Genomic DNA, 13,754 nt, shown 5'->3' with positions numbered 1-13,754 from the left:
AACCCCGCTTGTCCGGCTGTGGAAGGCCGGCCGCACAAGGCTTGCCGATGGCGTCCGCCCCACCGGCGCGGGCTGGGGGACGCCTGCTGCCCTGTCATCTAGGAAAGGCGGGTAAGTCGCTCTCCCCGGGCGGAATTTTCGCTTATCCACAAAGCCTGTGGATAAGTCTGTGGATGCGCTGGGTAGGGCGGCCCTTCAGGCCCATCGGGACGCCCTTCATGACGCCATGCTCAAGTTTTAGCCACGTAAAAATACAAAACGAAATCAAGTGGTTGAAATTTCATGCGAGCAGGATTTCACCAAACCGCCATCGCCGGCCGGGGCGCCTTGACAGGCTCGTGACGCTGTGCAAAACCCCGTTTGCGGGGGCCTGGGACGGCCAGGCGAATGACAAGGCCGTCACATTTTCCGGCGATCAGTGCGCCAGGCCCAGCACGAAGGCGACGGTGAGGGTGAAGCCCAGCAGCCACAGGTAGAACCAGCCAATGAACCAGTACTTCACCAGGGTCAGGAGCCAGCCCTGCCGGTAGATGCGCTTCTGCATCAGCAGCAGGTAGACCGGCTGCCACAGGAGCAGCGCGGCCTGGATCCATCCGAACAGGTAGCCGGTCCACGCGGCATGCGGCTTCAGCCAGGTCGACAGCATGCCGACCAGGGCGATCAGCAAGAGGTTCAGGAACAGGAAGGCGTGGCTGTGCAGCGCCACGATCAGGTGTTCCATGTAGAGCCGCCGGCGGAACACGTAGAACAGCTTGAGCAGCAGGGCGAACACCGGGATCAGCACGAACATGGTCTGCGGCAGCACGGCGAAGATGCCGCCGATCATCCGTTCCCTGGCCTGCCGCCTGGCTTCCGTGTCGCCGCGCCGGGCCGCGCGCATGTTGTCCACGACGTGCGTCATCATGAGGCTGAGGCGCGCGTTGGCGATGTCGGGCAGCCAGGCGACGTTGATGTTGACCGGCTGGTGCTTGTTCTCGGCCTTCGCGGCCGGGGGCGAGGCCGTGCTGGCCGCGGCGGCCGGGGCGAGGCCGGTGGGCAGCGGCAGCGGCGCCGCGCCGAGGTCGTGCAGCCGCTGGTTCGCCTGGGTGCGCAGTTGCATTTCGGTGGCGTCCAGTTCCGCCGTGCGCGCCCTCGCGGTGGCGCGCTGCTTCTCCAGTTCGTCCGTCTTTTCGCGCAGCACGTCGCGCACTTCGCCGGCATCGTCGGCATGGGCGAAGTCGTTCGTCGCCCGCGCCACGGCTGCGGCGGTGTTCGCGTCGGCCTTGGCCGCCGCCCAGTCCACCGCCAGGTGCAGCAGGAAGAACGACAGCAGGCACAGCACGAACATCAGGCGGAACGGCGCGACGTAGCGCTGCCGGCGGCCGCTGAAGTATTCCAGGGTGAGGAAGCCGGGCTTGAGCAGCAGCGGCGGCAGCGTGTGCACGATGCGGCCGTCGACGTGCAGCACCATGTCCAGGGTGTCTTCCACCATGTGGTGCATGGGCTTGAGCACGCTGTGGATGGACTGGCCGCAGTGGTGGCAGAACTCGCCGTGCATCGTTTCGCCGCAGTTGGCGCAATGCAGCGTGCCGGCCTCGGCCAGTTCGTTCGTGCCCGTGCCCTTGATCCCCGTATCGCCCGTATCGTTCATCCCCATGCCTTCATGATCGGCGGCCCCTGGCTGGAAGCCGCCGATCTTGGCACAAGGCGTGGTCCCGGGCAGCCCCGGCCATCGGCTCGGGTAGAATGGTCCGCCCCGAGTCCGCGATGGCCCCCATGCATTCATTCCGCCCTGATCGCGCCCGGGTGGCGCACGAGGTCGGCGCCACCGTGCGCCTGGCCCTGCCGCTGGTGCTGGCGCAACTGGCGGCGGTGGGCACCAACGTGGTCGACGCGGTGCTGTCGGGCCATTTCAGCGCGCACGTACTCGGTGCGGTGGCGGTGGGCACCAGCGTATGGTCGCTGGCGATCGTCAGCGGCATCGGCACGATGATGTCGGTGCCGCCGTCGGTGGCGCAGCTCGACGGCGCCGGCCGCCGACACGAGGTGGGCGCGGTGTTCCGCCAGGCGCTGTGGCTGGCGCTGGGGCTGGGCCTGCTGCTGTGGTTCGGCGTGCGCCACGCGGCACCGCTGGTCGACCTGATCGGCGTCACGCCGACCCTGCGCCACGACGTCGACCAGTTCCTGCTGGCGATCAGTTGGGGCGCGCCGGCGCTGACCTGCTATTTCGCCCTGCGCGGCCTGTCCGAAGGGCTGTCGATGACCCGGCCGTCGATGTTCTTCAGCCTCGGCGGATTGGCGGTGCTGGCGCCGCTGGGCTACGTCTTCATGTTCGGCAAGCTCGGCCTGCCGCCGCAGGGCGCGCGCGGCTGCGGTATCGCCACCGCGATCGTGCTGTGGCTGGAGATGCTCGGCTTCGCCACGTACGTGCTGTGCCACCGCAACTACCGCGGGCTGGGCCTGCTCGACCGCTTCGAGTGGCCGCACCTTCGCCGCATCGGCGGCCTGCTGCACATCGGCCTGCCGATGGCGGTGACCCTGCTGGCCGAGGCCGGGCTGTTCGTGGCCACCGCGCTGCTGATCGGCAGCATGGGCGAGGACATCGTGGCCAGCCACCAGGTGGCGATCAACGTCGCCTCGCTGTTCTTCATGATCCCGCTGGGGCTGGCGATGGCGATCACCGTGCGCGTGGGCAACGCGGTCGGCCGCGGCGACGCGCGCGGCGTGCGCTATGCCGGCTTCTGCGGCATCGGCCTGACCCTGGCCACCCAGTTGCTGTCGGCCGGCGTGATGCTCGGCCTGCCGCACCTGATCGCCGGGCTGTACACGCGCAACGACACGGTGATCGCGCTGGCCTCGCAACTGCTGGTGCTGGCCGGCCTGTTCCAGTTCTCCGACGGCATCCAGGTCGCCTCCAACGGCGCGCTGCGCGGTCTGAAGGACACCCGCGTGCCGATGGCGATCACCCTGTTCGCCTACTGGGGCGTGGGCATGCCGGTGGGCTGGTGGCTGGCGTTCCGGCACGGGCACGGCGCGCGCGGCATGTGGATGGGGCTGATCGCCGGGCTGTCGGTGGCGGCGGTGCTGCTGTTCGTGCGCTTCTGGCGCAGCGCCTGGAAGGAGCGCTGGCGGAGCCCGCCCGCCGCTGACATGATCGCGCCATTGCCGGACGTGCAGCCGGACCACCTTGAGGACTATCGCGCATGACGCCGCCCCCGATGAACCCGCCGCCGCTGCGCCGCCGTCCCAACGGCTTCTGGGCCTTCCTGCGGGTGGTCGGCCGCGGCATCAACGTGGTGCGGCTGCTGATCGTCAACCTGGTGTTCTTCGCCGTCCTGGCCGTCGTGCTGCTGCTGGTGTTCGGCGGCATCGCCGGCAACCGCGCGGCCAACGTCGTGAGGAGCGACAGCGTGCTGGTGCTCAAGCCCGAAGGGCAGCTGGTCGAGCAGTACAGCATCGAGCCGATGCAGCGCGCGCTGGCGACGCTGTCCGGCAACCCGCCCAAGCAGGTGCAACTGCGCGACCTGGTCGGCGCGATCGACGCCGCCGCGAAGGACGCGCGCATCACGCGCATCCTGCTGCTGCCGGACCAGTTGCAGGGCGGCGGCTTCGCCGCGCTGCGCGAGGTCGGCGCCGCGCTGGACCGCTTCCGCGCCAGCGGCAAGCCGGTGATCGTGTGGGGCGTGCAACTGGACCAGGGCCAGTACTACCTGGCCGCGCATGCCGACCGCGTGCTGCTCGATCCCGAGGGCGGGGTGATGATCACCGGCCTGGCGAACTACCGGCTGTTCTACAAGAACCTGCTCGACAAGCTCGGCGTGGACGTGCACCTGTTCCGCGTCGGCCAGTTCAAGAGCGCCGCCGAGCCGTACATCCTGGACCATGCCTCGCAGGCCTCGAAGGAGGCCGACGGCTACTGGATGGGCGGCCTGTGGAACGGCTACATCGACGAGGTGGCGAAGCTGCGCAAGCTGGCGCCCGATGCGCTGCGCGCCGACATCGACGGCCTGCCGGAGCACATCGCCGAGACCCAGGGCGACCTGGCCCGGCTCGCGCTCGACCAGCACCTGATCGACGGCACCGCCACCCGCGCCGAGCTCGACGCGATGCTGCGCAAGGAAGGCGTGCCGGCCGGCAGCAAGCCGGGCGAGGGCTTCCGCCAGGTGTCGCTGGCGCGCTACGCGGCGAACCTGCCCGCGCGCGGCGACCTGTTCGCGCCGGGCGTGGCGGTGGTGGTGGCCGAGGGCGAGATCACCGGCGGCAAGCAGCCGCAGGGCACGGTAGGCGGCGAATCCACCGCGGCGCTGATCCGCACCGCGCGCGAGGACCGCAAGACCAAGGCGCTGGTGCTGCGCGTCAACTCGCCGGGCGGCGAGGTGTACGCCGCCGAGCAGGTGCGCCGCGAGGTCGCTCTGACCCGCGCGGCCGGCATCCCGGTGGTGGTGTCGATGGGCAACGTGGCGGCCAGCGGCGGCTACTGGATCTCGATGAACGCCGACCGCATCTACGCCGAGCCGAACACCATCACCGGCTCGATCGGCATCTTCGGCATGTTCTACACGGTGCCCAACACGCTGGCCAAGCTCGGCGTGCAGAGCGACGGCGTGGGCACCGGCCCGATGGCCGGCGCCTTCGACATCACACGCCCGCTCGACCCGAAGACCGGCCAGGTGATCCAGGCGATCATCGACAAGGGCTACCGCGACTTCGTCGGCAACGTCGCCAAGGCGCGCGGCAAGAGCTTCGAGGCGATCGACGCGATCGCGCAGGGCCGCGTGTGGACCGGGCAGCAGGCGCTGGAGCGCGGCCTGGTCGACCAGCTCGGCGGCCTCGACGCGGCGATCGCCGACGCGGCGGATCGCGCCAAGCTGGGCGCGGACTACCCGGTGCGCTACGTCGAGGCGCCGCTGGGCGGCTTCGAGCAGTTCCTGGTCAACATGAACCAGACCGCGATGGTGCAGGCGGCGCAGGCCTACGGCCTGCACCTGCCGTCGTGGCTCGGGCAGTTGCCGAACCTGGCGCCGGAGCTGGGACTGCTGCGCCGTGCGCGCGCCGGCCAGCCGAACGTCTACGCCTACTGCTTCTGCAGCCCGCTCTGACGCGGGGCAAGGCGGCCCTCGCCCCGCCGCGCGGGGAAGGGCCGCGGCCCGGCGCCTAGCGCAGCGTCGCCCAGTACCACTCGCCGCGCCGCTCGACCTGGACCGGCTGGCCGAAGGTCTCGCCCAGCCGCGCCTCGTCGAGCAGGGCGTGCTTGGCGCCGTGGTGCAGCAGGCGGCCGTGGCGCAGCATCGCCACGTGGCCGATCTCGGGAACGATCTCCTCGATGTGGTGGGTCACTAGCAGCAGGGTGGTGCCGGCCTGCGCCAGCTCGCGCAGCGCGTCGAGGAAGTGGCGGCGGCTGACCAGGTCCAGGCCCGAGCAGGGCTCGTCCAGCAGCAGCGCCCGCGGCCGGTGCACCAGCGCCCGCGCGATCAGCACGCGCCTCGCCTCGCCGGTGGACAGGCTGGCCAGCGGGCGTTCGGCCAGATGCGCGACGTGCATCCGCGCCAGCGCCTCGCCGGCACGCGCGGCCATGGCCGCGTCGATGCGCTGGTCCAGTCCCGGGACGCGGGCGGCGAAGAAGGCCGAGACCACGGCGTCGTACGCGGTCAGCCCGTGCTCGCCGGCATAGTCCGCCTGCTGTGCCGGCGAGACGATGCCGAGCAGGCCGCGCAGCTCGGCCACCGACCAGCGGTCGCGCCCGAAGATGCGCACGGAAGGGCGGCCGTCGTCGCGTGCGAGCGGATAGAGCTGGCGGTCGATCAGCTTCACCAGGGTCGACTTGCCGCTGCCGTTGGCGCCGAGCAGGGCGGTGTGCTCGCCCAGCCGGATGCGCAGGCTGAGCCGGTCGAGCACGTGCCGCGCGCCCAGCATCACGCTGGCCTCGTCCAGTTCCAGCAGCGGCTCGGTGCCCGGCATCGGCAGCAGGTTCTCGTGCGGCCGGTTCATGGCAGCACCGCCACGCTGCGGCGCTCCGCCGAGCTGCGCATGGCCGCCTCGATCACGCGCAGCGTGTCGCGGGCGTCTTCCGCGCGCACCGGCGGCGGCGCGCCGTCGCGGAGGCTGGCGGCGATGCCGCGGTAGTACTGCTCGTAGGCGCCGCGCGCGTCGTCCAGCACGTGCTCGGCACCGTCGGCGTCGTACAGGCGCAGCGTGCCGCCCGCGGCGAGCGCGCCCCAGCCCGGCTGGCCCGGCCGCAGGCCGGACTTCAGCGCGGCTTCCTGGCCGTCCAGGCCGAATTGAAGGAAGCTGCCGCGCTCGCCGTGCACGGCAAGCTGCGGCCCGGGCCGCGCCATCAGCGTGGACGCGCCCAGCAGCACGCGCCGGCGGCCGTAGTGCAGGCGCAGCTGGAACCAGTCGGGCACGCGCGCCTGCGCACGCTGCACGGCGACGTCGGCATCGACCAACTCGGGCAGGCCGAACAGGGCCAGCGCCTGGTCGATCAGGTGCGCGCCGAGGTCGTACAGCACGCCCGCGCCGGGCTCGTCGCGTTCGCGCCAGCCGGTCTTCGGCTGCGGCCGGAAGCGGTCGAAGCGCGCCTCGTAGCTGGCGATGTCGCCCAGCCTGTCTTCTTCGATGGCGCGCCGCAGGGCGAGAAAGCCGGCATCCCAGCGCCGGTTCTGGAACACGCTGAGCAGGCGGCCGTGGCGGGAAGCCAGGTCGATCAACTGCTGCGCCTCGGCGCTGCGGACGGCCAGCGGCTTGTCCACCACGACATGCTTGCCGGCGCGCAGGGCGCGCGCGGCGAGCGGCACGTGGCTGTCGTTCGGGGTGGCGACCACCACCAGCTCGATGGCGGGGTCGTCCAGCAGCGCATCCACCTCGCAGGCGCGGGCCGACGGGACGTCGCTGCGCACCTGCCCGGCGCGGCTCGTGGCGATGGCGGCCAGCCGCAGGCACGGTTCGGCCAGCAGCAGCGGCGCGTGGAAGACCGAGCCGGCCAGGCCGTAGCCGATCAGTCCCGTCTGGATGGGCGACATGGGCATCCGCGATGGCGAAGGGGACGCCCAGACTACGGCTTGCGCTAGCGATGGCAAGCGCGGCGATGCCTATTGCTCGGCGGCTTCGATCTGCTTGCGCTGCTGTTCGGCCTGCTGGTCGACCACCTTCTGCACGTCCTTCGCGCGCTGCTCCTGCTTCTTCAGGTCGTCCCACGGCGTGGCGACGCGGGCGGCGTCGGCCTTGGCGGCGGCCGCCTGCGGCTCGGGCACCTTGTGCGAACACGCGCCGAGCGCAAGCGCGCACAGCAGCGGCGGCAGGATCTTCATGGCGGCGCTCCCCCGGCGGATCAGGGCGGGAAGTGTCCCGCCATGCGGCGGAGCGGGCAAGCGGTGCGTCTCGCTGGCGTGACCGGATCGGCTAAGCTCGGCGGCATGAACAGCCGCATCGACGCCTGGCAGTTGCAGGGCCATACCGCATTGATCACCGGCGCCAGCAAGGGCATCGGCTACGCCGCCGCACGCGAGCTGGCCGGGCTGGGGGCGAACCTGCTGCTGGTGGCGCGCGACGAGGATTACCTCGAACAGGTCCGTGTGGAACTGGTCGACGACTACCCCGGCGTGGAGGTGCTGGCGTTCGGCGCCGACCTGGCCGAGGCGGAGGAGCGGCTGGCGGTGTTCGACTGGATCGCCGACCTCGGCGCGCCGCTGTCGCTGCTGGTCAACAACGCCGGCGGCAACCAGCCGAAGCCGACGCTGGATTACCGCGAGGCGGAGTACCGCGCGATCTTCGAGCAGAACCTGTTCTCCGCCTACGAGATGTGCCGGCTGGCGCATCCGCAGCTCGCGCAGCATGGAAACGCGGCGATCGTCAACGTCGGCTCGGTGTCGGGCGCCACCCACGTGCGCACCGGCTCGCCCTACGGCATGACCAAGGCCGCCCTGCACCAGCTCACCCGCAACCTCGCGGCGGAGTGGGCGGTGGACGGCATCCGCGTCAACGCGGTGGCGCCGTGGTACATCCGCACGCAGCGTTCGGAACCGGCGCTGGCCGACACGGACTATCTCGACGAAGTGCTCGACCACACGCCGCTCAGGCGCATCGGCGAGCCGGAGGAAGTGGCCGCGGCGATCGCCTTCCTGTGCCTGCCCGCGGCGAGCTACATCACCGGCCAGGTGCTGGCGGTGGACGGCGGCTTCCTCAACTACGGGTTCTGAGAGCCTGTTCAAAGTCTCCCTGCCGGACTGGAATCCCTCATGCTCCCCGCTCGTCATTCCTGCGAGGCGCTTTTCAACGGCCGCAGGGCCGATCAAGCAGGAGGCGCTTTTCAACAGCCGATGGCTGGTCATCCGGTGCCTTTGCGTTCAATGGCCTGCAGGCGCTGGATCCCAGCGTCCGCTGGGACGACATTTCTGGGGGATGCCTGGAGATCGTGAGCAGGCTCCGAGCAGTTGTCCACAGCGGCTGGGGAAAGCCTGGTGGCAAGCCTGTGGAAAAGTTCGAGCAAGCCTTGGCCGGCAAGGGCTTGCCACGCACTGCTTAGCTTCTGATCAGCACTGCTGGAGCTGCGCGCGCAGTTCGTCGTCGCGCCGCTGCAGCGGCGGGCGGTCGCTCTTGAAGGCGCGCTGCAGCTTGCGCGCGTTTTCCTCGTAGGCGTCGCGCAGCGCGCGGCAGGTTTCTTCCGGGCCCAGTTTGTCGCAGGCGTCCTGCACCCACACATAGTTGTTGGCGACCAGGTCGGAGGTGACCCGGCCATGGTTGGCCTCGGGCGCGGAGATGCCGGCCCTGCCGTGGGTGGGGCCGTATACCTGCGACAGCGGGCGCTGGATCACCCCGAGCATGCCGAGCGGCGCGAGGTAGGGAGCCGGGTCGCCCTGGCGGCTCAGGTAGGTCTTGCCGTCGGTGGCGCGGATGCAGCGGTACATCAGCGGCAGCGGTGCGCCGGGCGCGGCCGGTGGCGGCGCTGCCTGGGCGACCGGCGGCGGCGAGGCGGGCGCCGCCGCGGGCGCGGTCGGCGGCGGTGCGGGCAAGGGCGCTTCGGGAAGCTGCAGCGCTTGCTGCCGCTGGTCGCGGGCGCACGGGTGGTCCTGGTAGATCACCCGGCGGTCGGCGCCCTGGCACTTGAACACCGTGGTCGCCGCGGCCGGCAGGCCGCAGCACGACAACAGCAGCAGGAAGGCGGAGCGGTACATGGTGCGGATTCCAGTGGCGATCGCATGGGCCGGCCGCGCGGGCTCAGAACTCGGCGACGTGCTCCTCGGCGGCGAAGCCCAGGGTCACCGCGCCGGCGCCGACGTTGACCATGCCGGTGATGCTCATGGGCGCCTCCAGCAGCGTCACCCCGCATTCCGCGCAGGCACCGCGCAGTTCGGGGTAGCCGGGCAGCGCGTCCAGTTCGGCCAGGTCGCCGCCGTAGCTGACGCACACCACCGGCGCCAGCAGGCCGGCGCGCACGCGCCTGGCGGCGTAGCCGAACAGCGTCTCGGCGCCGTGCTCGAAGCCGCGCACCTTGCCGACCGGGCCGGTGTCGCCGCGGTAGCAGCGCAGCAGCGGCTTGATGTCCAGCGCCGTGCCCACCAGCGCGCTGAACAGGCTGACGCTGCGGTCGCCCCTCTTCTTGGTGCGGTTGCGCAGGTGGTAGAGGTCGCGCGGCAGCATGTAGGCGTAGGTGTTGTTGGCGATCATGGCGAGCCGTTCGCGGATCGCCGACGGCGTTTCGCCCGCCTGGATCAGCCGCACCGCCTCGGTCACCGCCGGCGCCTCGCCGGCGAACACGTTGCGCGTGTCGATCACCCGCATCAGGAAGGGGCCGTTGATGCCGGCCGGTTCGCGCACCTCGCGGTACTGCCGCAGCACGGCGAAGCTGGCCTTGACCACGTGTTCGTTGATCGGGCTGCGGGTGGCGGTGATGGTGAGGCAGAACACGCAGTCGTATTCCAGCACCAGCTTCTCGAGGAACAGCTTCTGCACGTCCTCGACCGAGCACGGCTCGGTTTCCGCCGCGTGGGTCTCGGCGTGCTTCATGTCGAGGAAGCGGCGGATCTCGGCCGGGTCGCGGTCGTCCTTGAACTGCTTGCCGTCCAGCTTCACGGTGACCGGCATCACCGCGATCCGGTGTTCCTGCAGGTAGGCCTGCGGCAGGTCGCAGGACGCATCGATCGCAAGTCCCATGCGCATCACGTCATCCCCTCACCGAATGGCGCGCCGAACATAGCATGCGCCGTGGCGCCATGGTTCGGGGCCGCTTCAGCGCAGTTGGCGGTAGGTCTGGGCATCGTAGGCGTCCACCTGGACGACCGCGTCGCGGGCCGCCTCGGCGTCGTTGAGCGCGGCGTATTCGGCGGGCGTGATGATGCCCGCGGCGAGGCCGTGCTCGTCCAGGTCGCTCTTGGCCGCCCGGTCCAGCCGCCCGGCGCGCACCGCATCGCGCAGCTTGGTTTCCACGGGGAGGGCGCGCACCGCCTTGTCCAGCGCGGCCTCCAGCTCGCCCAGGCCGGGCTCGTGCGGGCCGGGCACGTGGATGTCTTCGGTGAGGTGGATGCGTGCCTCGCGGTCTTCCAGGATGGCCCGCGCGGCGCGCTGGCCGAGCGCGTCCGACGGCGGCCGCAGCCGCGCGCCGAGCGGGAACACCAGCAGCCGGGCGAGCCCGGCCGCCAGCGGCGAGGGCAGGTTGTCGAGCGCGCCGCGCAGCGCCTGCTGGGTGCGGTACAGCGCCAGCGCCACGCCCCAGCGGGCCAGGTCGTAGTTGGAGGCCAGCTTGGGCTCGTCGTGGTAGCGCTTGAGCGTGGCGGCGGCGAGGTACTGCCAGGCCAGCGCGTCGGCCAGCCGGCCGGAGATCTTCTCGCGCCGCTTCAGCGAGCCGCCCAGGGTGGCCATGCACAGGTCGGAGACGAAGGCGAACGCCGAGGCGAAGCGGGTGAGCTGCTGGTACTGGCGCTTCAGCTCGGTGTCGAACGGCACCGCCGCCAGCCGGCTGCCGCTCAGCCCCAGCAGCAGGGCGCGCACGCCGCGGGTGAACACGAAGCCGGCGTAGCCGAAGACGGCCCTGTCGAACGCGGCCAGGTCCTTCGCGGCGATCGCGTCGATCAGCTTCTGCACCCACGGGTGGCAGCGGATCGCGCCTTGGCCGTAGACGATCATCGAGCGGGTGAGGATGTTGGCGCCTTCCACCGTGATGCCGATCGGCACCGACATCCACATCCGCGACAGCGCGTTGCGCGGGCCGCGCTGGATCGCCGCGCCGGCGCGGATGTCCATCGCGTCGCTGACCACCTCGCGCATCGCGTCGGTGAGGTAGGCCTTGGCGACCGAGCCGAGTACGGCGGGCTTCTCGCCAGCATCGAGCGCGCCGCAGGTGAGCGTGCGGGTGGCGGTCATCAGGTAGGTGAGGCCGGCGATCCGCGCCAGCGGTTCCTCGATGCCTTCGAAGCGGCCGATCGGCGTGTCGAACTGCTCGCGCACGGTGGCATAGGCGCCGCAGATGCGCGTCGACATCTGCGCCGCGCCCACCGCCAGCGCCGGCAGCGAGATCGAGCGGCCGGCGGCGAGGCTTTCCATCAGCATGCGCCAGCCGTGGCCGATCTGTTCGGGGCCGCCGATGATCGCGTCCAGCGGCACGAACACATCGGTGCCGACGATCGGGCCGTTGGCGAACGGCACCCCCATCGGATCGTGGTGGCGGCCGATCTCGATGCCGGGCAGGTCGCGCGGGATCAGCGCGCAGGTGATGCCGCGGTTCTGTGCGCCGCCGAGCAGGCCGTGCGGATCCTTGAGCTGGAACGCCAGGCCGATCAGCGTCGCCACCGGCGCCAGGGTGATGTAGCGCTTGTTCCAGTTGAGCCGCAGGCCGAGCACTTCCTCGCCGTTCCACATGCCGCGCTCGACGATGCCGGTGGACTGCGTGGCGGCCGCGTCGGAGCCGGCCTCCGGGCCGGTCAGCGCGAAGCAGGGGATCTCGCGGCCGTCGGCGAGCCGCGGCAAGTACGCATCCTTCTGCGCGTCGGTGCCGTAGTGCACCAGCAGTTCGCCGGGGCCCAGCGAGTTGGGCACCATCACCGTCACCGCCGCGGCGATCGAGCGGCTGGCGATGCGCGTGACCACCCGCGAATGGCCGATCTCGGACATGCCCAGGCCGCCGTACCGTTCGGGGATCACCATGCCGAAGAAGCGCTCGCGCCTGAGGAAATCCCACACGTCCGGCGGCAGGTCGCGGTCCTGCTCGATCTGCCAGTCGTCCAGCATGGCGCACAGGCGGGTCACCGGGCCGTCGATGAAGGCCTGCTCCTTCGCGCTCAGGGGCCGGCACTTGAAGTTGGCCAGGTAGTTCCAGTCAGGCATGCCGGAAAATATCTGCGCGTCCCACCACACCGTGCCGGCCTCCAGCGCGATGCGCTCGGTGTCGCCCAGCTTCGGCATCACCTTCGCCATCGGAGGCAGCAGGGCGGAGGCGAACAGCGCGCGGCGCAGCGGCGCGAAGCCGGTGACCGCGGCCAGCGCGGCGGCGGCCAGCAGCAGGACGGCGAAGGCGACGGGCGAGCCGATGCCGTGCGCGGCCCAGGCCGCGAACAGCACGCCCAGCGCGGCGACCCAGGCGAGCCAGCCGCGGCCGGCGAAGGCGAACCCGAGCAGGACGATCAGGGCGACGACGAAACCGAGCAGCAGCATGGCGTTCTCCTTGCGATCGCTCCCAGCATGACGGCCGATGGTGCCGCACGCCACCTCAACGGAACGTGCGTGTGGCGGGATTCATCGGCCGCCCTCTAGAATGGCGCAAATGTTTGGCATCGTGCCGGCGTGGCGTCGCCGGTAACGCGCCGCGCGACAACGCGGCCCTCGGCCTTACGGGGTCCCATGAAAGACAAGCAGGAGATCGTCTCCAACTGGCTGCCGCGCTATACCGGCACGCCGCTGGAGCAGTTCGGCGAGCACGTGCTGCTCACCAATTTCGGCCATTACGTGGAACTGTTCGCGCAATGGCACGGCGTGGAAGTGAACGGCCGCGACCGGCCGATGCCCAATGCCACCGCCGACGGCATCACCCTCATCAACTTCGGCATGGGCAGCCCCAACGCGGCGACCGTGATGGACCTGCTCAGCGCGATCCGGCCGAAGGCCGCGCTGTTCCTCGGCAAGTGCGGCGGGCTGAAGAAGAAGAACCAGCTCGGCGACCTGGTGCTGCCGATCGCGGCGATCCGCGGCGAGGGCACCTCGGGCGACTATCTGCTGCCGGAGGTGCCGGCGCTGCCGGCGTTCCAGTTGCAGCGCGCGGTCTCGACCATGATCCGCGACCTCGGCCATGACTACTGGACCGGCACGGTGTACACCACCAACCGCCGCGTGTGGGAGCACGACGAGGGGTTCAAGGACTACCTGCGGCGCACCCGCTGCATGGCGGTGGACATGGAGACCGCGACGATCTTCGCCGCCGGCTTCGCCAACAAGATCCCCTGCGGCGCGCTGCTGCTGGTGTCCGACCAGCCGATGATCCCCGAGGGCGTGAAGACCGAGGCGAGCGACCGCAGCGTCACCTCGCAGTACGTCGAGTCGCACATCCGGATCGGCATCGAGGCGCTCAAGCTGGTGCGTCGCAACGGGCGCAGCGTGAAGCACCTGCGCTTCGAGGACGAGATCGACGGCGAGTGAGCCCGGCGGGGGCGCGGCTCCCGCGCATCGCGCCGGCCCGCGTGCCGGGTCGTATCGGGCCCGGCACGCGGGCTGGCGCAAAAAAAGGCCGCCGGAGGTCCGGCGGCCAGTTCGGGGGAGAGCGCGCCCGGCGCAGCCGTGGATGGCCGGGCGCT

Annotated in this window: 11 protein-coding genes; 4 read left to right on the top strand and 7 right to left on the bottom strand. The window is 70.9% G+C overall.

The features are described from left to right. Positions 1 to 415 precede the first annotated feature (415 nt). Positions 416 to 1,630, bottom strand: coding sequence for a DUF3667 domain-containing protein (locus ASG87_RS00920; RefSeq protein ID WP_082582669.1), 1,215 nt, complete (start codon positions 1,628 to 1,630; stop codon positions 416 to 418). Positions 1,631 to 1,755: 125 nt separating this feature from the next. Here ASG87_RS00920 and ASG87_RS00915 point away from each other — a divergent pair, with 125 nt between their 5' ends. Further along, the gene (locus ASG87_RS00915) at positions 1,756 to 3,186 is read left to right on the top strand and encodes an MATE family efflux transporter (protein WP_056000204.1); all 1,431 of its coding nucleotides are present in this window, start codon (positions 1,756 to 1,758) and stop codon (positions 3,184 to 3,186) included. Continuing rightward, positions 3,183 to 5,078, top strand: coding sequence for a signal peptide peptidase SppA (gene sppA / locus ASG87_RS00910; RefSeq protein ID WP_055999417.1), 1,896 nt, complete (start codon positions 3,183 to 3,185; stop codon positions 5,076 to 5,078). Before ASG87_RS00915 ends, sppA begins: the two co-directional genes overlap by 4 nt. Before the next feature lie 55 nt (positions 5,079 to 5,133). Here the strand turns inward: sppA and ASG87_RS00905 are convergent, their stop codons facing one another. The 3 genes from ASG87_RS00905 to ASG87_RS00895 all read right to left on the bottom strand — a co-directional run bounded on the left by ASG87_RS00905 (position 5,134) and on the right by ASG87_RS00895 (position 7,286). After that, positions 5,134 to 5,967, bottom strand: coding sequence for an ATP-binding cassette domain-containing protein (locus tag ASG87_RS00905; RefSeq protein WP_055999414.1), 834 nt, complete (start codon positions 5,965 to 5,967; stop codon positions 5,134 to 5,136). Then, on the bottom strand, positions 5,964 to 6,998 hold the full coding sequence (locus tag ASG87_RS00900) for an oxidoreductase (protein ID WP_055999411.1): 1,035 nt from the start codon (positions 6,996 to 6,998) through the stop codon (positions 5,964 to 5,966). The genes ASG87_RS00905 and ASG87_RS00900 overlap by 4 nt, the downstream gene beginning before the upstream one ends. Positions 6,999 to 7,067: 69 nt before the next feature. Continuing rightward, the gene (locus tag ASG87_RS00895; RefSeq protein ID WP_055999408.1) at positions 7,068 to 7,286 is read right to left on the bottom strand and encodes a hypothetical protein; all 219 of its coding nucleotides are present in this window, start codon (positions 7,284 to 7,286) and stop codon (positions 7,068 to 7,070) included. A 105-nt stretch (positions 7,287 to 7,391) separates the two neighbouring features. Between ASG87_RS00895 and ASG87_RS00890 the strand changes: the two genes are divergently transcribed. Beyond that, a complete protein-coding gene (locus ASG87_RS00890) occupies positions 7,392 to 8,174 on the top strand; it encodes an SDR family oxidoreductase (RefSeq protein ID WP_055999405.1) in 783 nt (260 codons plus the stop codon). Positions 8,175 to 8,507: 333 nt separating this feature from the next. Here the strand turns inward: ASG87_RS00890 and ASG87_RS00885 are convergent, their stop codons facing one another. The 3 genes from ASG87_RS00885 to ASG87_RS00875 all read right to left on the bottom strand — a co-directional run bounded on the left by ASG87_RS00885 (position 8,508) and on the right by ASG87_RS00875 (position 12,621). Next, entirely contained in the window at positions 8,508 to 9,149 is a 642-nt protein-coding gene (locus ASG87_RS00885) for a DUF4124 domain-containing protein (RefSeq protein ID WP_055999402.1), read from the bottom strand. A gap of 43 nt (positions 9,150 to 9,192) precedes the next feature. Continuing rightward, positions 9,193 to 10,134, bottom strand: a complete 942-nt coding sequence (locus ASG87_RS00880; RefSeq protein WP_235499532.1) for a DegV family protein — start codon at positions 10,132 to 10,134, stop codon at positions 9,193 to 9,195. 69 nt (positions 10,135 to 10,203) lie between these two features. Continuing rightward, a complete protein-coding gene (locus ASG87_RS00875) occupies positions 10,204 to 12,621 on the bottom strand; it encodes an acyl-CoA dehydrogenase (RefSeq protein ID WP_082582668.1) in 2,418 nt (805 codons plus the stop codon). A gap of 186 nt (positions 12,622 to 12,807) precedes the next feature. Between ASG87_RS00875 and ASG87_RS00870 the strand changes: the two genes are divergently transcribed. Beyond that, on the top strand, positions 12,808 to 13,599 hold the full coding sequence (locus ASG87_RS00870) for an AMP nucleosidase (RefSeq protein WP_055999399.1): 792 nt from the start codon (positions 12,808 to 12,810) through the stop codon (positions 13,597 to 13,599). The last annotated feature ends 155 nt before the right edge of the window (positions 13,600 to 13,754 follow it).

Source organism: Frateuria sp. Soil773 (assembly GCF_001428405.1).
Classification (GTDB): Bacteria; Pseudomonadota; Gammaproteobacteria; order Xanthomonadales; family Rhodanobacteraceae; genus LMSL01.
Note: the sequence above shows the minus strand (reverse complement) of the source record. Positions and strands in the feature narration are given on the sequence as shown.